Raw genomic sequence first — 20,200 nt, 5'->3', positions numbered from 1 at the left:
TCAACTCAACGCGCAACGTGATGCCGCACTACATGGAGAGTTTTTTATGCCAATGAATACCTTTGCGTTTCATCTTTCCCCGCGGGGCAAACTGCGCTGGGCGATTGCCAGCCTGTTTCTGGTCGCTCACCTGCCGGGCGCCATGGCCGGCGGTGTGGTGGTTGCGCCCGGCCCCGGCGGCACCGCGCAATTGCAGACCCAGGGCGGCGTCCCGATCGTCAACATCGTCGCGCCGAACGGCTCCGGTCTGTCGCACAACCAGTTCCTCGACTACAACGTCGACCGTCAGGGCCTGGTCCTGAACAACGCCCTTCAGGCCGGGCAATCGCAGCTTGCCGGGCAACTGGCGGCCAACCCGCAATTGCAGGGCCAGGCCGCGAGCGTGATCCTCAACGAAGTGATCAGCCGCAACCCGTCGGCCATCAACGGCGCCCAGGAAATCTTCGGTCGCGCCGCCGACTACGTGCTCGCCAACCCGAACGGCATTTCGGTGAACGGCGGCAGTTTCATCAACACGCCGAACGCCAATCTGCTGGTCGGCCGTCCCGAGCTGAACGACGGCAAGCTGCAAGCCCTGAGCACCCGCGACGCCACCGGTCAGTTGCAGATTCAGGGCGGCGGCCTGCGCAACGGCGAAGGTTCGATCAACCTGATCGCGCCGCGCATCGACAGCCAGGGCGCGATCACTGCCCGTGATCAACTGAACCTCACCGTCGGGCGCAATCAGATCGACTACGCCAGCGGCCAGGTGAAAGCCGTGGACCCGGCGGGCAACACCACCGATCAGCGGATCGACGCCAGCCTGTTCGGCGCGATGCAGGCCGGGCGCATCAACATCGTCAGCACCGCGGAAGGCGCGGGCGTGAAAGTGGGCGCGGTGCAAGTCGCCGGACGTGACGGCGTGCAGATTCGTTCGGCGGGCGACTTGAGCGTCAGCGGCCAGGCGATCCCGGACAGCCTCCAAGTGACCCGTGCCGGCATTCGCAGCAGCCAGGGCGACGTCGGCCTGCACAGCGGCAAGGACCTGACGCTGGCCGCCACCGATGTCAGTGGTCGCGACGTGAAGGTCGAGGCCAAACGCAACCTGACCCTGACCACCGTCGAAAGCCGCAAGCTCCAGGAGCAGCGCGAGAACTGGAACAACAGCACCATCGGCATCACCTGGGAAACCTACGAACGCACCAGGACCGACAGCGATGCGCGCCAGCACGGCAGCCAGATCGTCGCTAGCCGCGACGCGCAACTGTCCTCCGGCAAAGACACCGAACTGAAAGCCGCCAAGGTCGAGGCGAAGAACAACCTCAGCGTGCAAAGCGGCGGCGACCTGCGTTTGACCGCCGCCACTGAAAGCCACACCCAGACTGATCAGGGCAAGCACCGCAAGCACCTGTGGAAAGCCGATTGGGACAGCAGCAGCGAAGAGCAGCGCAGCATCACCAGCCAGTTGAAGGCCGGCAACATTGCGCTGCAAACCGCTGCACTGTTGCGCTCCGAAGGTGCCGAGCTGAACAGCGCCGGCGATCTGCGACTGGCCGGTAAACAAGTGGAAATCACCACCGCGACCCGCACCAATCGCAGCAGCGACAACCGCTATTCCGGTGACCTGGTCGGCGGCGGTTTCTTCGGCAAGACCGGCGACGCCGACAAGGGCCAGACCCAGCATCAGGGCAGCAAGGTCAACGCGGCCGGCAAACTGGTGGTCAAGGCCGACGACGTGCGCATCAGCGGCAGCCAGGTGCGTGGCGCCAAGGACGCCAGCGTGATCAGCGACAACGGTTCGCTGACCATCGACGGCGTGCAGGACACCTCGCACAGCAACAATCACGACAAGGACAGCAAGTTCTTCGGCATCACCAAGGACGAGTCCCGGCAGAACAGCAAGGACAGCACCACGGTGCGCAGCGAACTGGCTTCCGACAGCAACCTCAAGCTCAAGAGCGCCAAGGACATCGAAGTCGCCGGTTCCACGGTCAAGGCCGGTGGTTCGCTGACGGCGGAGGCGGCCGGTGACGTGAATGTGCATTCGGCGCAGAACACCCACGACAGCAGCAACGGCACACAAACCCGTGGCTTCGACGCTTATGCCAAGGAGCAGACGGCGGAGCAATATCGCGCCGGCGTGCATTACTCAGACAAGGCGCAAACCGTCACCGCCAACGACGTCACGCAGCAGGGTTCCAGCCTCAGCGGCGGCAGCGTGCAGGTGAAGGCGGGCGGCGATCTGACGCTGAAGGGCGCTGAGGTGAAATCCACCGCCGGCGACACCACCCTGAGCGGCAAGAACGTTTCGCTATTGGCCGAGCAGGACAGCCACAGCACCTCGACCGAAACCCGCAGCACCGGCGGCGGTTTCTACTACACCGGCGGCCTCGACCGCGCCGGCAGCGGCGTGGATTTCTCGCACAGCACCTCGCAAGACACCACCGGCAAAACCACCGCGCAAACCACCGGCGTGCAGAGCAGCGGCAGCCTGAACATCAACGCTGACAAACTCGCCACCGAGGGCGCGCAACTGAAGTCCGGCAACGGTCTGAACGTCACCGCCAACGAAGTCGACAACCGTGCCGCCAGCAACACCGAGGGCAGCACCCACAAGGAGAGCAACTGGTCGGCGGACATCGGCGCCAACGTCGAGTACAAAGACATCGCCCGGCCGATTGCCGGCGCGGTGAAAGACGTGCTCGACGGCAAGGTGCCGGACAAGGACGCACTGGCCAATATCGGTCAGCCGAACGTCGGGATCGACGTGGCAGTCGGTCATGCCAGCACCGATAAAACCGAGCAGGGCAGCAACGCCGTGGTCAGCCGGTTCGACGGCCAGACCGTGGACGTGAAGGTCGGCGGCACGCTGCACGACCAGGGCACCCAGTACAACGCCAGCGCCGGCCAAGTGAACATCAGCGCCGACAAACTGGTGGCCGATGCCGCGAACAACACCCACAGCAATACCGAAAAGTCGGTGGATGCCAAGGTCGATGTGCGCGTCTACACCAAGACCGGCGAAGACGTGAACGTGGCCGGCAGCGGCGCGGGTGGTAGCAGCCAGTCGAGCAAGGACAGCTCCACGGCGGTGGTCGGCGGTTACGCTGGCAATCAGGGCGTGAACGTCAATGTCGCCCGCGACGCACAGTTCGAAGGCAGTCGTTTCGACGGCGGCCAGGGCGGTGTCAGCGTCAAGACCGGCGGGGATCTGGCGCTGAATCAGGCGAACGACCGTCAGAGCAGCGACAGCTCCAGCCTGCGCGGCAATGGCTCGCTGACTGTCGGCACCTTGCCGGGCACCGACGGCACCAACGTCGATCTCGGCGCCGGGTTCCAGCTCGATCACAAAGGCAACCAGACCACCGACAGCCAGGCGCACGTCGCCAGTATCAGCGGCAACGGCCCGGTGCAATTGAGCAGCGGCGGCAATCAGGTTCAGCAGGGCTCGAAGATCGACAGCGCTGGTGCTATCGACCTCAAAGCTGACGGCAAGCTCGACCTGCAAGCGGCCACGGATTCGCACGTCGCCACCGGCAGCAATCTCGGCGGCGGCCTGAAGGCCGGCGGCAGCAAGACCAGCAGCGAGAAGAGCCGCGATCAGGGCGGCAACCTCAGCGGCAACTTCAACATCGGTCGGGTCAACGAGAACACCCAGACCCTCAGCGGTGGCCAGCTCAACAGCCAGAACGGCATCGCGTTGAGCGGCGATTCGGTGCGCCTGCAAGGCACTCAGGTCAGCGCGCCAAACGTCAGCATCGACGCGCAGAAGGGCGGTTTCGTTCAGGAGTCCGCGCAGTACACCGACAACCGCAACAACTGGAAGGTGGCGTTGAATGCCGGTGGCAATCTGAGCAAAAGCACACCGGCCGCTGCCGATGAAAAAGTCAGCAGCGACCACGGCTTCAATGCCGGGGCCAAGGTCGGCGTGGACTACCTGCAAGGCACCACCCAGCAGAACAGTCAGATCAAGGCTGACACGGTGGTGTTGAACAGCGCCGGTGATGCGAGCCTGAGCGGTGCGCGGATCGATGCGCGCAACGTCAGCGGCAACGTGGCCGGTGATCTGTCGGTCGAAAGCCGTCAGGACTCCAGCACTCACGCCAAGGTTGATGTCGATCTGGGCCTGACCGCCAAGAAGACCCCGGCCGACAACAAGGGCAAACTGGCGGGCACCGACTACAAGCCAACGCTGAAAGCCGGAGGCGAATACGCGCACAAGGACAGCGTGAAACAGGCTTCCGGCATTAGCGCTGGTCAGGGTGTGAATCTCACTGTCGGCGGCACTACCCAGCTAACCGGCGCGCGGATTTCCGCCACCGAAGGCAAGGTCGATCTGGGTGGTTCGAAGGTCAGCAGCAGCGACCTGAGCAACCGCGACTACGGTGTGAAAGCCAGCCTGGATCTGCCGCACAAAACCGAAGAAAACGCACCGAAGGTGTCCCTTGAAAACGGCAATCTGAAAGTTGGTCCGGTGACCGTCAGCGGTCATTTCGACAGTCAGTCACTTCAAGCGGGTATTGACGAAAAAGGCTGAGCCGCCATGCATCAAGGGCTGTTCAGCCAGAGTGGCTTGGCAGCCTGGCGGGATGGAAACTGCACCGCGACTATCGCGGTGCTTTTCATTAGAGCCATGGACGGTGAATACCAGGGGGCTTGGTACGCGGGTGGTTCTGCCCACGCAAGGCAGGGACTGCCGCGAATTAGAGCGCCGAAGGGATAGGGAAAACAGCTTCGTCGGCACACCCGAGGAATCCATTGCTTCGGCTTAATAGGAAGCATTACTATTCACGCCCCTTTCTTCAGCACGCCGCAATGACCCCCATGCTGCCCCGCAGACCCGGCTTTCTCGAGCATTACGAAGAGTTGATCGGCACCTGGACCCGTCGCCTGCGCAATCGCTCGCAGGCCGAGGATCTGGCGCACGACACCTTTGTGCGGGTGCTCGAATCCGATTCGTCGGCGGTGCAGCAACCCCGGGCGTATCTGCACCAGACCGCGCGCAATATTGCGGTGGACGGCTATCGGCGTGAGGACCGGCGGGGCGCCATGGAGTCGGAGGCGATCGATCTCAGTGAGGCGCCGACCGGCGACCCGGAGCATTACATGCATGCGATCCAGCTGGCCGATTCCATCGAACGCGCACTCACCGAGTTGCCGGTCAACTGCCGACGGATTTTCGTCTGGCAGAAGATTGAAGGCCTGACCCAGGCGGAAATCGCCGAGCGCCTGGGCCTGTCCAAGAACATGGTGGAAAAGTATATGATCCGCACCCTGCGGCATCTGCGTGATCGCCTGGACGGGGCGCAATCATGAGCCGTGGCGTCTTTTCATCCCCAGCCAAACAGGACATTCCATGATGGATACTCGTGATTGCGCGTGCGGGCAAACAACGGTGCGCGATGACGCGGCACGCTGGTTTGTGCGTTTGCAGGAGCCGGCCGTCAGCGTCGACGAACAGCAGCGCTTCGACGCCTGGCTGAACGAACATCCGCAGCACCGTGACGAATTCCAGTTGCTGCAAGGCTTGTGGACGGCGGCGGATCTGCTGCCAGCGCCACGGCTCAAGGCCTTGTGCGAAACCCCGCCGACGCGACGCGAACGCCGTCCGTTGTTGCGTTACGCCGTGGCGGCCAGCGTGGTCGCGGTGGCGCTCGGGCTCGGCCTGTTCAGCGGTCTGAATCACCCGCAAGGTTACAGCGCCGAGTTCGCCACGGCGCTGGGGGAGCGCAAGCATGTGGCGTTGCCGGACGGCTCGGTGATCGACCTCAACAGCCGCAGCCGCTTGCAGGTGCGTTTCGAAAAGGATCGGCGGCTCATCGAGCTGACCGAAGGCGAAGCGATGTTCAGCGTCGAGCACGACACGTCCCGTCCGTTCGTGGTCGAGGCGGGCAGCGGCAAGGTCACGGTCACTGGCACCCGCTTCGATGTGCGCCGCGACGTAACTCAGACCCGGGTCGCCGTTGAGCAGGGCGCGGTCAGGGTACAGGGCCGTGATGCGGCCGATGCCGATTTCATCAGCCTCACCGCCGGCCTCGGCACGCGGATCGATGCCCAGGGCAAAGTGGCGCCAGCTTATGCGGTCAACCCGGCGGAGCTGACGGCCTGGCGCAGCGGCAAACTGGTGTTCAACAACGCCAGCCTCAGCGAAGTCGCCGAGGAAGTGTCGCGTTATCGCGACAAGCCGCTGAAAGTCGCCAACTCCGCCGTGGCCAATTTGCGCCTGACCAGCGTGTTCAAATCCGACAACACCGATGCCTTGCTCAAGGCCTTGCCGAACATCCTTCCGGTGGCCGTGCGCACCCTTGCCGACGGCAGCCAGGAAATAATTTCAAAATAAAATTCAGGTTTTTTTCGAGTTCGTCGTCTTCCTGTTCAACTGCAACTGGTTTGCATTAACAGCCGCACACTCTTGCGATCCACAGGACTCCGTTCGACGTGAAAACCTCCACCGCCAAAAACAACAAATCCCCTTGGTTACCGCTGGCGCTCGCGCTGGCGGTCAACGCCGCCATGCCGATGGCTTTCGCCGCCGAAGCCATTCACATCCGCGCCCAGCCGCTGGGTCAGGCCCTGAGCGAACTGGGCCAGCAAACGTCGTTGCAGGTGTTTTTCAGCCCGGACCTGGTCGCCGGTAAACAGGCGCCGGCGGTGGATGGCAATCTTTCTCCGGAGCAGGCCCTGCGCCAATTGCTGCAAGGCAGCGGTCTGGATTATCAGATCAATGAAGGCTCGGTGACTTTGTCACCGGCCCCGACTTCCGCTGCCAGCGGCCCGCTGGAACTGGGCGTGACCGACATCAAGGTGGTCGGCGACTGGCTCGGCGACGCCGACGCCGCCGTGGTGCAGAACCACCCCGGCGCGCGCACGGTGATTCGCCGTGAAGCGATGGTCGAGCAGGGCGCGATGAACGTCGGCGACGTGCTGCGCCGCGTACCGGGCGTGCAGGTGCAGGAAGCCAACGGCACCGGCGGCAGCGATATTTCGTTGAACGTCGGCGTGCGGGGTTTGACGTCGCGTCTGTCGCCACGCTCCACCGTATTGATCGACGGCGTGCCGGCCGCGTTTGCTCCGTACGGCCAGCCACAACTGTCGATGGCGCCGATTTCTTCCGGCAACCTCGACAGCATCGACGTGGTCCGTGGTGCCGGCTCCGTGCGTTACGGGCCGCAGAACGTCGGCGGCGTGATCAACTTCGTGACCCGCGCGATCCCGGAAAAAACCACCGGTGAAATCGGCACCACCCTGGAAACCTCCCAGCACGGTGGCTGGAAACACATCGATACCGCGTTTCTCGGCGGCACTGCCGACAACGGCATCGGCATGGCGCTGTTGTACTCGGGCGTCAACGGCAACGGTTACCGCGAGCGCAACAACGGCAACGACATCGACGACGTGATCCTCAAGACCCACTGGGCGCCGACCGATCAGGACGATTTCAGCCTCAACTTCCACTACTACGACGCCAGCGCCGACATGCCCGGTGGCCTGACGCAGAAACAGTACGACGACAAACCGTTCCAGTCCGACCGCGACTACGACGGCTTCAGCGGCCGCCGCAAGGACGTGTCGTTCAAGTGGATCCGGCAGATCGACGAGCGCACCCAGGCGGAAGTGCTGACCTACTATTCCGACAGTTTTCGCGGCAGCACCATCGCCGCCCGCGATCAGAAAACCCTCAGCTCGTTCCCGCGTTCCTACTACACGCTGGGCATCGAGCCGCGTGTCTCGCGAGTGTTCGACGTCGGCCCGACCACCCAGGAAGTCAGCGTCGGTTACCGTTATCTGAAAGAGGCGATGCACGAGCAATCGAGCCGCCTGGCGCTGGTCAACAATGTGCCGGTGGTCACCAAGACCTCCGACGGTCATGTGTTCCAGGACCGCACCGGCGGCACCGAGGCCAACTCGGTTTACATCGACAACAAGATCGATGTCGGCAACTGGACCGTGACCCCGGGCATTCGCTTCGAGCACATCAGCACTGACTGGCATGATCGCGCCGTGCTCGACACCGCCGGCAAACGCGTCCCGGAGAAAAACCGCAGCATCGAAAGCAACGAGCCGCTGCCGGCCCTGAGCGTGATGTATCACCTGTCCGATGCGTGGAAGCTGTTCGCCAACTACGAGACGTCGTTCGGCAGCCTTCAGTACTTTCAGCTCGGCCAGGGCGGCTCGGGTGACCAGACCGCCAACGGTCTGGAGCCGGAAAAAGCCAAGACCTACGAAATCGGCACGCGCTACAACGATGACGTGTGGGGCGGGGAAGTGACGCTGTTCTACATCGACTTTGATGACGAACTGCAATACATCAGCAACGACGTGGGCTGGACCAACCTCGGTGCGACCAAGCACCAAGGCATCGAGGCTTCGGTGCACTACGACATGGCGGCGCTCGATCCACGCCTCGACGGTCTGACGGCCAACGCCGGTTTCACTTACACCCGCGCGACCTACGAAGGCGAGATCCCCGGCTTCAAGGGCCGCGACCTGCCGTTCTATTCGCGTCAGGTGGCGACCGTCGGCCTGCGTTACGACATCAACCGCTGGACCTACAACATCGACGGCTTCGCCCAGTCCAAACAGCGCTCACCGGGCACCGGCGTGAATGCTGATGGCAGCTTCAATGGCAATTACATCACCGAAGGCACGGCGGACGGGCAGTACGGCGACATTCCGGGTTACGTGACCTGGAACGTGCGCGGCGGCTATGACTTTGGTTCGCAGCTGTCGAACCTGAAGCTCGGCGCCGGGGTGAAAAACATCTTCGACAAGCAGTATTTCACCCGCTCCAGCGACAACAACTCGGGGATCTACGTGGGTACGCCGCGGACGTTCTTCGTGCAGGCCAGCGTCGGTTTCTGATAGACCGAGGTGGCTGCATCGCGGGCAAGTCGAATCGTCGAACCGCAGCTCCCACAGGGAACGTTTGTATCTTGTGGGAGCGGGTTCGCTTCGGGGGCGTTCAGATGATGTTTTTCAGACTTTGAGCGCTTTGCCGCCAATCGCCACCGCCACCAGCAACGTCGCCATCAACCCGAAGGCAAAACTCAGGCTGCTGGCGTGGGCGACAAAGCCGATCACCGCCGGCCCCGCCAGAATCCCCGCATACCCCAGCGTAGTGATTGCCGGCACGGCGATGCTTTCCGGCATCACCGTCTGCTTGCCCACCGCCGTGTACAGCACCGGCACGATGTTCGAACACCCGGCGCCGACCAACGCATAACCCAGCAGCGCGGCTTGCCAGCTCGGGGCAAAGGTCGCCAGAAACAATCCCGCCGCTGCCAGCAGACCGCCAAACAGAATGATCCGGGTTGCGCCCAGTGCGCGGACGATCCGGTCACCGGTCAAACGACCGGCCGTCATGGTCAGAGCGAACGCTGCGTAACCCAGCCCCGCATAGGCGGTGTCGATCCCGCGTTCCTGGGCCAGAAACACCGCGCTCCAGTCCAGCGCCGCGCCTTCGGTGAGGAATACGATGAAGCACATGCCGCCGATGAACAGCACGATCCCGTGGGGCACCGCGAACGCAGGCCCCGAGCTTTCACTGCCGTAAGGCAGCATGTGCGGCACCGCCTTGAACAGCGCCGCAATCAGCACTACAACCACCACCAGCATCGCCGCCAGTGGCGACAGCCCGAGACCGAGCAGGGCGCTCACGCCCGCCGCGCCGACAATCCCGCCGAGGCTGAACAGGCCGTGGAACCCGGACATCATGTTCTTGCCGCTGGCCCGCTCGACGATCACCGCTTGCAGGTTCACCGTCGAATCCACCGTGCCCAGCCCGGCGCCGAACATGAACAACGTGGCGATCAGCGCCGGAATCGACGACACCGTCGCCAGCAACGGCAATGCTGCACAGATCAGCAGCGTGCCGCCGGTTGCCACTTTTTTGCAGCCAAACCGCGTGGCCAGAATCCCCGCCAGCGGCATCGCCAGAATCGAGCCGACGCCCAGGCACAGCAACAACAAACCCAACGTGCCTTCATCGAGCCCGGCGCGCGCCTTGGCGTAGGGCACCAACGGCGCCCACGCGGCGATGCCGAGCCCGGCGATGAAGAAAGCGATGCGCGTGGACATCTGTTCGAGGCGTCCGGGAACGAACGTGTCTTGTGGGGTGAGGCTGGTCATAACGATCCTTGGCAAAAAACGTTTCAGCAGTGGACATCCTTGCACAGCTCTTCTGTGGGAGCGAGCCTGCTCGCGATGGCGGTGTATCAGACAATGAAAGTTCGACTGACACTACGGCATTGCGAGCAGGCTCGCTCCCACAAGGAATTGCGTTTTACAGTGACGTCTTTGGCAACTCGAAAACAAGGGTCAGTACATGACGCAGTTCTACGATGCACGGGGCAATATCTACGGGGTGATTTCACCGCAGGCGCTGCGGGACTCGGGTATCGATCTGCCCGCCAGTGCCACGCAGTGTGCCTTGTCTCGACTGGCGTGGAGCCGCGCCGCGATCGCCCTGTGCTGCGATTGGCCCGACGGTCAGCGACCTGTCGGCAGCAAGTCCCATCGCAGCGATGGCTTGCTGATCGGCCCGTTTCAAGCCTCGCCACCCTTTGATGTGCTGATCGTCAACACCGACGGCACGCTGGCTGAACGCAGTGGCAACGGCCTGACGATCTTCTCCCAGGCGCTGCTCGAACAGGGGGTGATGCCGGAGGAGGGTGCGACGCTACGGGTGCATCACGATAAACCGGATGCGCAATCGCCAGTGCCGACGTCGGTGAAACCAGCGCAAGTGGCGAGCGTTCAGGGCTTCTGGCTGGACCTCGGCCAGCCCGGTTTCGGCCCGGCGGCGGTCGGTGCGCTCGGGGTTGAGTCGCACCCTTTCAATGGCGTGGAAGTCAGCGGTGTTCGACCGCTGGCACAACTCGATCCCGCCTGGGTGCACAGCCAGTTCGTGCGCATCGGCAATCCGCATTGCGTGACCCTGGTGCAGGATGAAGCCGCATTGCCGAGCAACGCACAGATGCTTGAAGCACCGCTGGCGAAAAGTCTGACCGCCATCGCCTACGCCATGCCCACCGGCGCCGGCCAGCCGTGCCCGGCCGGGGTCAATTTGCAATGGGCGATGCGCGCCGGTGATCAACGCATTGTGGCGCGGGTGTTCGAACGGGGCGAGGGGCCGACGGCGTCCTCCGGCACCAGCGCCAGTGCGGTGGCGTCTGCGGCATGGCGGGTAGGCTGGGTGTCGGCGGGAGAGGTGCAGGTGGTAATGCCGGGTGGTACGGCGCCGATTTTACTGGAAGAACTCGATGGCGAGTTGCTCGGCGTGCGTCTGTTTGGCACCGCACATCGGACAAAAAGGTGAAGTCCCTTTCATGATCGTCCCCCCGGGAACGATGGATCCCTTGGGGCTTACTGTGAGCCGACACGCAGCGCTTGTCGCCTGTCAGATCTGACAGGTTGGCTCTATCGTTTGGCGATAAAGCCGCCCCGATCCATAACCATGAAACCGTTCATTGGCCCTTGAACAGTTTCACGGCGGCAACAGTGTCATCGTCCACCGTCACATACAGCAGGGCTTTGGGCTGCGTTTCGGGGCTTTGAAAACACTCGACGATCACAGCCTGTGCTGTGCAGGCTTGCAGCGCCAAACGGTCTGCGTGCCGCAATTGGCGTTTCACGGCGGCACTCAACGGAATTGGTGAATGGCCCTCGCGAACGTCAGAGCAAAATCTCGAAGTGACTTCTCTCGGGGTAGGGGGCGGTGGTGATTCAAGGTCCGCGTCTGCAAACAGATGATTGAGCTGCTCCGCAGCGCTGACCGCTCGGGGGAAACCGGCGAAGGCCGAAGCCTGCAGCAGTATTTCAGTCAATTCACCCGGTGCGAGGCCCGATGCCAGGCCGGTTTTGAGGTGCACGCTCAGCGGTGGTCCGACCATGCCCGAGGCGACAATGGCGGCAAACGACACCGCTTCGCGTAATCGCGGATCAAGACCGGGACGTGAGTGTAAATGCCCGTACACCACGCCGACGGCCAGTTGGCCCAATGCGGGAACGGTATGAAACAAGGCGTCGAGCCTGGCCCCTCCATCGGGTACGAGTTCGACAAACGTATGGCGGCCTTCCTGGTAAAGCGTGGCCATGGGATCGGAAGTGGTCTTTTGATTCATGTCGCGTCCTCACGGATCAATGAGGATGGCAGCGGAGCAACAGCGCGCGAACTACGGCATGACAGTGCGTCCATCGGAAGAAGTCGGCGCCGTTGCAGCGCCGACTTCTACACCTTAGACGAATTCCACCACCGGCATCTGCCGCTTCATCAGCACTTTGCCGTCGCGGATCGAATACAGCGGCAGGCCCTGGCTGCGGATCACTTCGTAATCGCTGTCCGCCGACAGGATCAGCAGGTTCGCCGGGCGGCCCTGTTCCAGGCCGTAGCGTTCACCGAGGTGCATGGCTTTGGCGCTGTTGTCGGTGACCAGATCCAGCGCGCTCTGCAGGTTGCGATAACCGAGCATGTGGCAGATGTGCAGGCCGGCTTCGAGGACCCGCAGGATGTTGCCGTTGCCCAGCGGATACCACGGATCGACGATCGAATCCTGGCCGAAGCAGACGTTCATCCCGGCTTCGAGCAGTTCGTTGACGCGGGTCACGCCGCGGCGTTTCGGGAAGTTGTCGAAGCGACCTTGCAGGTGAATGCTTTCGGTCGGGCAGGAGACAAAACTGATCCCCGAATGCCCGAGCAGGCGGAACAGTTTGGCGCAGTAGGCGTTGTCGTAGGAGCCCATCGCGGTGGTGTGGCTGGCGGTCACGAGGGCGCCCATGTCGCGACTGCGGGCCTCTTCGGCCAGCACTTCGAGGAAGCGCGAATGCGGGTCGTCGGTTTCGTCGCAGTGCACGTCCACCAGGCAGCCGGTGCGCTCGGCCAGGTCCATCAGGAACTTCACCGAACTGACACCCTGATCGCGGGTGTATTCGAAATGCGGAATCCCGCCGGCCACGTCCGCGCCCATGCGGATTGCTTCTTCCATCAGCTCGCGACCATTACGAAACGACTCAATGCCTTCCTGGGGGAACGCGACGATTTGCAGGTCGATCAGGTGACGGCTTTCCTCGCGCACTTCGAGCATCGCCTTGAGCGCGGTGAGTTGCGGGTCGGTGACGTCGACGTGGGTACGCACGTGCTGGATGCCGTGGGCGGCGAGGGTTTGTATGGTTTTCTTGGCCCGGGTCTTGGTGTCTTCCTGGGTGATGGTGACTTTGCGCTCGCCCCAGCACTCGATGCCTTCGAACAGCGTGCCGCTCATGTTCCAGCGCGGCTCGCCGGCGGTCAGGGTGGCGTCGAGGTGGATGTGCGGCTCGACGAAGGGCGGCACCACCAGATTGCCGCCGGCGTCGAGGTCGTCGGGGCCCAGAGTCGGCGCTTCGGTCTGGCGAGCGATGCTGCGGATCAGGCCATCTTCCAGGTGCAATTCGTGCAGACCTTCCTGGTTGCGCAGTCGGGCGTTGATGATGTGCATCGGGCGAATCCTTTTATAGATCTTGTAGAGGGGCGGCCGCGTTGCGGGCGCCGAGCAGGCCGGTCACTGCGATATACGTTAACGCGGCAACGGCGATGCCGACCAGCGGCGCGACCCACGGCGAGCCGAACGCGGCGACGGTTCCGGCCGCGTAAGCCGCCAGCCCCGGCCAGTTGAACGCCGGTAACCGTGCGTCGGCCAGACGCGGATAACGCCCGCGCCAGCGGAAGAAAAAGTCCGCCATGATCACCCCGCCAATCGGCGGGATCACCGTGCCCAGCAGGATCAGATAAGGCACCAGCATGTCGTACATGCCCAGCAGCGCGAGCGCCGTGCCGATCACGGCACCGGCCAGGGTCACGGTCTTGCGGCGCCCGGTGCGCAGCAGGTTGCAGCCGGCGACGGCGAAGTTGTAGATGGTGTTGTCCTGGGTACTCCAGATGTTCAGCAACAGCATGGCCATCGCCGCCATGGCGAAGCCTTGCAACAGCAGCACTTCGACCACGTCGGGTTGTTGGTAGACGATTGCGCCGTAGGCGCCGATCAGCACCATCAGGCCATTGCCGATGAAAAAGCCGATCAGGCTGGCCAGCACCGCAATGCGCGCCGAGCGCGAAAAACGCGTCCAGTTGGTGGCCTGGGTCGCGCCGCTGACGAAGGTGCCGAACACCAGCGTGATGGCGGTCGACCAGTCCAGCGAACCACTGGGCACGACGCTGAGCAGTCCGTCGAGGCCGCCGACTTTCACGGTGGCGACCCACATCGACAGCATCAGCAGCAACATCATCGCCGGCACCGCGATGTACGACAGAATCTCCAGCCCTCGATAGCCGACATACGCCGTGGCGCAGAACACCAGGCCGAACAGCACCATCAGCCCCAGTACCGTGGCTTCATTCAGGTCGAAATACTTGCCAAGTACCACCGCCGCCGTCGCGGTGCCCCAGGCGTACCAGCCGATCTGGGTAAACCCGAGGATCAGATCGCTGAGTTTGCTGCCGACTTCGCCAAAACAGAAGCGCCCCATCAGCACCGAATTCAGCCCGCTCTTGAAGGCGATGTAGCCGAGGCCTGCGGCATACACACCGAGAAGCAGATTGCCGATGACGATGACGGCGAGCATTTCGCCGAAGTTGAACGCCACGCCGAGCTTGCCGCCGGCAAACATGGTCGCCGTGAAGAAGGTGAACCCCAGCAGCACCATCGCCGTGGAGGCCAGGCCTTTGCGCGCGTGCATCGGCACTTCGCTGAGGGGGTAATCGTTGCCGGGATCGTTTTGCGTCATGGGGGCGTTCCTTGCTGGAAGGGGAGGACGCGAAGAGGTTGCAGCGGTCGTGCCAAACGCGATGTTGCGGGTATTTATAGACGAGGCACGGATGATCGGCGCGAAAGCAGTGCATCGGGCGCCGCACCGAACCATGTGGGAGCAGTTGTTCCCACAGTGTCACGGGATTGCATCAGAGAAACCGCAGCAGCGCGGCGACGATGGCTTCAGGCGCATCTTCCTGCACCAGATGCCCGGCATTCGGAATCGGATGAAACTGCGATCCTGGAATCATCTTGTGCAACTCACGCCCGCGTTCGATGGGAATCCACTGATCCTCTTCCCCCCAGAGAATCTGCACCGGGCAACGGATCGTCGGGTACAGCGGCTGTGCCTCCAGCGTGTAGCGCTGATCCATCTGCGCGATCTGCCGGTAGAACGCCGCTTGCCCCGGATCGCCCAGCCACGGCTGCACGTAGGGCGCCAGTTCGTCATCGGGAATCTCCCGGTGAATCGCCCCGCGAATATAGGCCGGCACGATGGCGCGCTGGATGTAATCCGGCAGGCCGCTGAACGCCGCTTCATGCTGGCGCACGTGCTGCACGAACGGCGAACCCCAGGGCGTCAGCGCCACCGGGTCGATCAGGGTCAGGCTGCGGTAATCCTTGCCGTTGAGCAGATGCGCGCGCAGGGCGGTGGCGCCGCCGAAGTCGTGGGCGACCACGTCCGGGCGTTGCAGATTCCAGTGATCGAGCAACTGCGCGAGCAATTCGTTCTGCACGCCGAGGGAGACATCGGCGTCCGGTTGCTCGGACTGCCCGTAGCCCAGCAGGTCGAAGTAATGCACCCGATGGGTGGCGAAAAAGTGTGGCGCGATGCGGTGCCACACATAGGAAGAGAAGGGCGTGCCGTGCACGAATACCAGCGGCGGGCCGTCGCCGCGCACCCCGTGGCGAATCTGTTGCCCGTTGAAATCAAAGACCTGATCCAGCAGCCAGTCCGTCATGAGCCTGTCCTCTTGGCGGGTTCGAGCCAAAAAGCATAGGCGTAAAAAAACCACCGGTCTCGGTGGTTTTTTTGTGTCGCGGGAATTACTCGCCGCGATAGATGCAACCGCTGGTGCAGGTCTCGTGGATGCGGATCGCACTGAGTTCCGGCAGCAGGGGCTTCAATTCATTCCAGATGAATTTGGCCAGCACTTCGCTGGTCGGGTTCTCAAGGCCAGGAATGTCGTTCAGGTAGTTGTGGTCCAGACGCTCGTACAGCGGCTTGAAAATCGCCTTGATCTCGGAGAAATCACGGATCCAGCCAGTGTGCGGATCGAGGTCGCCGCTCAGGTGAATCGCCACTTTGAACGAGTGGCCGTGCAGGCGTCCGCACTTGTGGCCGTCCGGTACGTGGGGCAGGCGGTGGGCGGATTCGAACGTAAATTCCTTGAAGATTTCCACAGTGATTTCAGCTCTGTTCAGATGGCGTTCGCCGCAGCGAATTCGGGCAGGCGGCGAGTTTATCAGCTTGTTCCCGGCTGTGCTGACTAAAGGGTCAGCAAGCGCTCGGCGAGGCGACCATTGGCAATCAGTTCAAGGAATTCGTCACCCATCCGGCGGCTCTCGTCCATCGCCGCGCGCCAGTATTTCTGTCGGCTCGGCGCATCGCCCATGAAACGCTTGAAGTCGTTACGGTCGGGGAGTTTGCCGTAGGGCAGACGCGCCAGGTATTCCTTCGACGGCGCGAGCAACAGCACGTCCTGCAAGCGTTCCACCGAAGCTTTGCGCCACGGCAGAGTCTTGTCGAACCAGCCCGGGATCACTCGGTCGGTGAAGTGCGGATACAACACGATGCCGTCGCCGCTGTAGGGCAGGTCGAGGTGGTAGTCGAGCAGACCGCCGTCGCGGAACGTGCCGGCACCGGCGCCCGGCAGGTCACGCACGCCCTCCATGACCATCGGGATCGAACCCGAGGCCAGCAGCGCCTGGCGCAGGTTGCCGGCATCGAGGGCGACGAAGCGCGACGGGAAGTCATTCAGCGCATGCACCGGCGGCGCCAGGCGCGGGTCGTGGATGATCAGCCGTTCGAAGTGCCGCGACAGCCGCGCGCGGCCGCGCAGGTTGTCGGCGATCACCGAACCCAGTGCCAGCCCGAGCCGGCCGCGATGATCGTCCGCCAGCCCGCCGTGGCTTTTGACCACCATTATGTTCAAGCGGTAATGGGCGTTGGTCAGAAGGCTGGCATCGCGGCCGTCGAGCAGGTCATCGAGCATGCGCTGCGAACTGCGGCTGACCTCGGCAATGGTCACGCCTTTGTTGAAGTTCTGCTCGGTGTACAGATGACCAAGGCGGCGGATGCCTTCGGCGGCGTCCGGCAGGCAGGCACTGGCGAAGCGCCAGGAACCCACCGACGCACCGATCAGCGAACGCTCGCGCGGCGCCGCCGGCAGCCACTCGCCGAACAACGCCAGATCCAGCCCCTGAATCCCCAATGCCTTGGGCCCACCGGCAGCGCCGGGCAGGGTGCCGACGTCGGCGGCGTTCAGGCCTTGGGCACGAATACGCGCCATGGCCCTGGGGCCGGCCTTGAGGGTGAGGGCAGGGAACTTGATGTGAATGGCGGTCATACCGGTCTCGATCGTTAGCAAGCGAAAGATTATAAGCACATGTTGCCGTGGCTGCAGGAACAGGCCCAATGATGGCAATTCAGTTTCAGTTAAGTTCGCACCGTTAAGGTGCGGCCCGTAGCGACACATAAAAATACGGAGACACCATGAAAACCCTGACTGCCCTGACCATCGCCTCGATCATCGGCCTCACCGCCAGCACCGTTCACGCCCGCGATCTCGGCCCGGATGAAGCCCTGCGCCTGCGCGACGCTGGTACTATCGTCTCCTTCGAGAAGCTCAACGCCACCGCGCTGGCCAAACACCCGGGTTCGACGATCACCGACACCGAGCTGGAAGAACAGTACGGCAAGTACATCTACCAGATCGAGCTGCGTGATCCGCAGGGGCTGGAATGGGACCTGGAACTGGACGCGGTGAGCGGGCAAGTGCTCAAGGATCATCAGGATACGTAATGAAGGTGAATGTTCGCGCCACCCGCCGTACGGCATTGGCGCTGGTGATGTTTTGCTCGACGGCCATGGCCCGCGACCTGGGTCCCGACGAAGCCCTCAATCTGCGCAAGCAGGGTGTGATCCTGCCGCTGGAGCAGGTATTACACCAGGCGATGGACCGTTATCCCGGCGCGAAACTGCTGGAAGTCGAGCTGGAAGAAAAACACGACGTCTACATTTATGAAGTCGAGTTGCTGACCGTCGAGGGTGTGGCCCGCGAGCTGCACTTGAAGGCCGATACCGGCGAACTCGTGAAAGACAAGGAAGATTGACCGATGCGCTTGCTTCTGGTGGAAGACCACGTACCGCTGGCCGACGAACTGCTGGCAGGCCTGCAACGTCAGGGCTACGCGGTAGACTGGCTGGCGGACGGGCGCGATGCGGTCTATCAGGGCAGCAGCGAGCCCTATGACCTGATCGTCCTCGACCTCGGTCTGCCCGGCGTGCCGGGGCTTGAGGTGCTGGCGCAGTGGCGTGCCGGCGGTCTGACGATTCCGGTGCTGATCCTCACCGCCCGCGATTCCTGGGCCGAGCGTATCGAAGGCCTCAAGGCCGGTGCCGACGATTACCTGACCAAACCCTTCCACCCGGAAGAACTGTATTTGCGCATCCAGTCGCTGCTGCGCCGCTCCAAGGGCCAGGCCAACCAGCCGACGCTCAAGGCCGCAGGACTGCACCTGGACGAGGGCCGCCAGTGTGTCGTGCGCGACGGTGCCGACATTCAGCTGACCGCCGCCGAATTCCGTCTGCTGCGCTACTTCATGCTTCACCCGGAACAGATCCTCTCCAAAAGCCACCTCGCCGAGCACCTCTACGACGGTGAGACCGAGCGCGATTCCAACGTGCTGGAAGTTCACGTCAATCACCTGCGACGCAAGCTCGGCAAGAGCGTGATCGAAACCCGTCGCGGTCAGGGTTATCTGTTCGGCGGACAGGCTTCGTGAGATCGATCCAGCGCCGCTTGAGCCTGGGGTTGATCAGCGTGCTGGTGGTCGTCGGTGTGCTGCTGGCGCAAACCAGCCTGTGGCTGTTCGAAGTGGGATTGCAGCGCTATCTCGAAGCCGGATTGCGCAACGACAGCGAGAGCCTGCTGGTGGCGCTGGTTCGCGGCCCGCAAGGCTTGCAGCTGGATGAGCGGCACTTGTCGCCGGCCTACCAGCGACCGTTTTCCGGGCATTACTTCCGCATCGACTTCGCCGACAGCCATTGGCGCTCCCGCTCGTTGTGGGATCAGGATCTGCCGTTGCTCAAACGCTCCGGCCTGCACAGCAACCTGCAACTGGGGCCGGACGGCCAGCAATTGCTGGTACTGCGCTCGGACTATCGACGGCTCGGTCAGTCGATTTCCATCAGCGTGGCTCAGGATTACACGCCGGTGCGCGAGAGTTTCCAGCGCATGCGCCAGATCGGCCTCGGCCTCGGTTTGGCCGGGTTGCTGCTGATTCTGTTGTTGCAACGTCTGACCGTGCGCCGCGCGTTGCGGCCGCTGGAAAAGGCCCGCGAGCAGATCGCCCAGTTGCAGCAGGGCCAGCGTTCGCAACTCGATGAACAAGTGCCGGCGGAACTGGAACCGCTGGTGGCGCAGATCAACCATTTGCTGGCGCACACCGAAGACAGCCTCAAGCGTTCGCGCAATGCCCTGGGCAATCTCGGGCATGCGCTGAAAACCCCGTTGGCGGTGCTGTTGAGTCTGGCGTCGAGTGAAAGGCTCGACGCACACCCGGAGCTGCGCAAGATCCTCAAGGAACAACTGGAGCAGGTTCAGCAACGACTGAACCGCGAGCTCAACCGTGCGCGGCTCTCTGGCGATGCGTTGCCGGGAGCGCTGTTCGATTGCGACGCCGAGCTGCCGGGGTTGCTGTCGACGTTGAACATGATCCATGGCGAGCATCTGGAACTGAGTTACGTGGCCCCGCCGGGCCTGCAATTGCCGTGGGATCGTGAGGACCTGCTGGAACTGCTCGGTAACCTGCTGGACAACGCCTGCAAATGGGCGGATGCCGAGGTACGGCTGAGCGTGGTCGAAACGGCTGATGGTTTTGTGCTGAGTGTGGAAGACGACGGGCCGGGAATTCCCGAGGCGCAGCGGGCTCAGGTATTCAGCCGGGGGACGCGGCTGGATGAGCAGACCGACGGGCATGGCTTGGGGCTGGGGATTGTGCGCGACATCGTCGACACCTGGGGCGGGGTGCTGGTGCTGGGCGAAAGCGAGTGGGGCGGGTTGAAGGTGGAGATTCAGTTGCCTCGGCGGTGAGCTTCAAGAGCCCCCTCACCCTAGCCCTCTCCCAAGGGGAGAGGGAACTGACCGAGTTGTTTTTCCGAGCTACACCGACCTGAAAGTCTTCAGTCGAACTCAGGTTTTGAACACCTTGGAGAT

Annotated in this window: 16 protein-coding genes; 9 read left to right on the top strand and 7 right to left on the bottom strand. The window is 63.0% G+C overall.

Going from position 1 to position 20,200, the window contains the following annotated elements:
* Nucleotides 1-46 precede the first annotated feature (46 nt).
* From PDR5_RS19030 to PDR5_RS19015, 4 genes are all read left to right on the top strand, one after another.
* Nucleotides 47-4,516: a hemagglutinin repeat-containing protein gene (locus PDR5_RS19030; protein ID WP_064598005.1), complete on the top strand. Its 4,470-nt coding sequence runs from the start codon at nt 47-49 to the stop codon at nt 4,514-4,516.
* 278 nt (nt 4,517-4,794) lie between these two features.
* A complete protein-coding gene (locus PDR5_RS19025; protein WP_064598003.1) occupies nt 4,795-5,295 on the top strand; it encodes a sigma-70 family RNA polymerase sigma factor in 501 nt (166 codons plus the stop codon).
* Between the two features lie 40 nt (nt 5,296-5,335).
* The gene (locus PDR5_RS19020) at nt 5,336-6,319 is read left to right on the top strand and encodes a FecR family protein (protein WP_064598001.1); all 984 of its coding nucleotides are present in this window, start codon (nt 5,336-5,338) and stop codon (nt 6,317-6,319) included.
* 98 nt (nt 6,320-6,417) lie between these two features.
* A complete protein-coding gene (locus PDR5_RS19015; protein ID WP_064597998.1) occupies nt 6,418-8,841 on the top strand; it encodes a TonB-dependent siderophore receptor in 2,424 nt (807 codons plus the stop codon).
* A gap of 114 nt (nt 8,842-8,955) precedes the next feature.
* Here the strand turns inward: PDR5_RS19015 and PDR5_RS19010 are convergent, their stop codons facing one another.
* On the bottom strand, nt 8,956-10,107 hold the full coding sequence (locus tag PDR5_RS19010; protein ID WP_064597996.1) for an MFS transporter: 1,152 nt from the start codon (nt 10,105-10,107) through the stop codon (nt 8,956-8,958).
* Nucleotides 10,108-10,303: 196 nt separating this feature from the next.
* On the opposite strand from PDR5_RS19010, the gene PDR5_RS19005 reads away from it, so the two are divergent.
* Nucleotides 10,304-11,296, top strand: coding sequence for a diaminopimelate epimerase (locus PDR5_RS19005; protein WP_064597994.1), 993 nt, complete (start codon nt 10,304-10,306; stop codon nt 11,294-11,296).
* Between the two features lie 148 nt (nt 11,297-11,444).
* Here PDR5_RS19005 and PDR5_RS19000 read toward each other — a convergent pair whose 3' ends face one another.
* The 6 genes from PDR5_RS19000 to PDR5_RS18975 all read right to left on the bottom strand — a co-directional run bounded on the left by PDR5_RS19000 (nt 11,445) and on the right by PDR5_RS18975 (nt 17,329).
* A complete protein-coding gene (locus PDR5_RS19000; RefSeq protein ID WP_064597992.1) occupies nt 11,445-12,101 on the bottom strand; it encodes a carboxymuconolactone decarboxylase family protein in 657 nt (218 codons plus the stop codon).
* A 114-nt stretch (nt 12,102-12,215) separates the two neighbouring features.
* Complete coding sequence (gene codA / locus PDR5_RS18995; protein WP_064597987.1) at nt 12,216-13,451, bottom strand: cytosine deaminase; 1,236 nt, start codon at nt 13,449-13,451, stop codon at nt 12,216-12,218.
* 13 nt (nt 13,452-13,464) lie between these two features.
* Entirely contained in the window at nt 13,465-14,736 is a 1,272-nt protein-coding gene (codB, locus tag PDR5_RS18990; RefSeq protein WP_064597984.1) for a cytosine permease, read from the bottom strand.
* A 172-nt stretch (nt 14,737-14,908) separates the two neighbouring features.
* On the bottom strand, nt 14,909-15,721 hold the full coding sequence (locus PDR5_RS18985) for an alpha/beta fold hydrolase (RefSeq protein WP_064597983.1): 813 nt from the start codon (nt 15,719-15,721) through the stop codon (nt 14,909-14,911).
* Between the two features lie 85 nt (nt 15,722-15,806).
* Nucleotides 15,807-16,163: a 6-carboxytetrahydropterin synthase QueD gene (gene queD / locus PDR5_RS18980; protein WP_007955941.1), complete on the bottom strand. Its 357-nt coding sequence runs from the start codon at nt 16,161-16,163 to the stop codon at nt 15,807-15,809.
* Between the two features lie 86 nt (nt 16,164-16,249).
* Complete coding sequence (locus PDR5_RS18975) at nt 16,250-17,329, bottom strand: patatin-like phospholipase family protein (protein ID WP_064597981.1); 1,080 nt, start codon at nt 17,327-17,329, stop codon at nt 16,250-16,252.
* A gap of 146 nt (nt 17,330-17,475) precedes the next feature.
* Between PDR5_RS18975 and PDR5_RS18970 the strand changes: the two genes are divergently transcribed.
* Genes PDR5_RS18970 through PDR5_RS18955 form a run of 4 tightly spaced genes read left to right on the top strand, consistent with a single transcriptional unit; the run spans nt 17,476 to nt 20,077 of the window.
* A complete protein-coding gene (locus tag PDR5_RS18970) occupies nt 17,476-17,784 on the top strand; it encodes a PepSY domain-containing protein (RefSeq protein WP_039770261.1) in 309 nt (102 codons plus the stop codon).
* Entirely contained in the window at nt 17,784-18,095 is a 312-nt protein-coding gene (locus tag PDR5_RS18965; RefSeq protein WP_064597979.1) for a PepSY domain-containing protein, read from the top strand. Before PDR5_RS18970 ends, PDR5_RS18965 begins: the two co-directional genes overlap by 1 nt.
* 3 nt (nt 18,096-18,098) lie before the next feature.
* Complete coding sequence (locus PDR5_RS18960; RefSeq protein ID WP_011335105.1) at nt 18,099-18,767, top strand: response regulator transcription factor; 669 nt, start codon at nt 18,099-18,101, stop codon at nt 18,765-18,767.
* On the top strand, nt 18,764-20,077 hold the full coding sequence (locus PDR5_RS18955) for a sensor histidine kinase (RefSeq protein ID WP_064597977.1): 1,314 nt from the start codon (nt 18,764-18,766) through the stop codon (nt 20,075-20,077). The genes PDR5_RS18960 and PDR5_RS18955 overlap by 4 nt, the downstream gene beginning before the upstream one ends.
* Nucleotides 20,078-20,200 lie beyond the last annotated feature (123 nt).

This window comes from Pseudomonas sp. DR 5-09 (genome assembly GCF_001655595.1).
Classification (GTDB): domain Bacteria; phylum Pseudomonadota; class Gammaproteobacteria; order Pseudomonadales; family Pseudomonadaceae; genus Aquipseudomonas; species Aquipseudomonas pharyngis.
Note: the sequence above shows the minus strand (reverse complement) of the source record. Positions and strands in the feature narration are given on the sequence as shown.

What these genes read in the sequence shown, in the direction of transcription:
- PDR5_RS19000 (WP_064597992.1), bottom strand. Translation starts at nt 12,101, where the DNA reads ATGAATCAAAAGACCACTTCCGATCCCATGGCCACGCTTTACCAGGAA.
- codA (WP_064597987.1), bottom strand. Translation starts at nt 13,451, where the DNA reads ATGCACATCATCAACGCCCGACTGCGCAACCAGGAAGGTCTGCACGAA.
- PDR5_RS18975 (WP_064597981.1), bottom strand. Translation starts at nt 17,329, where the DNA reads ATGACCGCCATTCACATCAAGTTCCCTGCCCTCACCCTCAAGGCCGGC.
- PDR5_RS18970 (WP_039770261.1), top strand. Translation starts at nt 17,476, where the DNA reads ATGAAAACCCTGACTGCCCTGACCATCGCCTCGATCATCGGCCTCACC.
- PDR5_RS19025 (WP_064598003.1), top strand. Translation starts at nt 4,795, where the DNA reads ATGACCCCCATGCTGCCCCGCAGACCCGGCTTTCTCGAGCATTACGAA.
- PDR5_RS18985 (WP_064597983.1), bottom strand. Translation starts at nt 15,721, where the DNA reads ATGACGGACTGGCTGCTGGATCAGGTCTTTGATTTCAACGGGCAACAG.
- PDR5_RS19030 (WP_064598005.1), top strand. Translation starts at nt 47, where the DNA reads ATGCCAATGAATACCTTTGCGTTTCATCTTTCCCCGCGGGGCAAACTG.
- PDR5_RS19010 (WP_064597996.1), bottom strand. Translation starts at nt 10,107, where the DNA reads ATGACCAGCCTCACCCCACAAGACACGTTCGTTCCCGGACGCCTCGAA.
- codB (WP_064597984.1), bottom strand. Translation starts at nt 14,736, where the DNA reads ATGACGCAAAACGATCCCGGCAACGATTACCCCCTCAGCGAAGTGCCG.
- PDR5_RS18960 (WP_011335105.1), top strand. Translation starts at nt 18,099, where the DNA reads ATGCGCTTGCTTCTGGTGGAAGACCACGTACCGCTGGCCGACGAACTG.
- PDR5_RS18965 (WP_064597979.1), top strand. Translation starts at nt 17,784, where the DNA reads ATGAAGGTGAATGTTCGCGCCACCCGCCGTACGGCATTGGCGCTGGTG.
- PDR5_RS19020 (WP_064598001.1), top strand. Translation starts at nt 5,336, where the DNA reads ATGATGGATACTCGTGATTGCGCGTGCGGGCAAACAACGGTGCGCGAT.
- PDR5_RS19005 (WP_064597994.1), top strand. Translation starts at nt 10,304, where the DNA reads ATGACGCAGTTCTACGATGCACGGGGCAATATCTACGGGGTGATTTCA.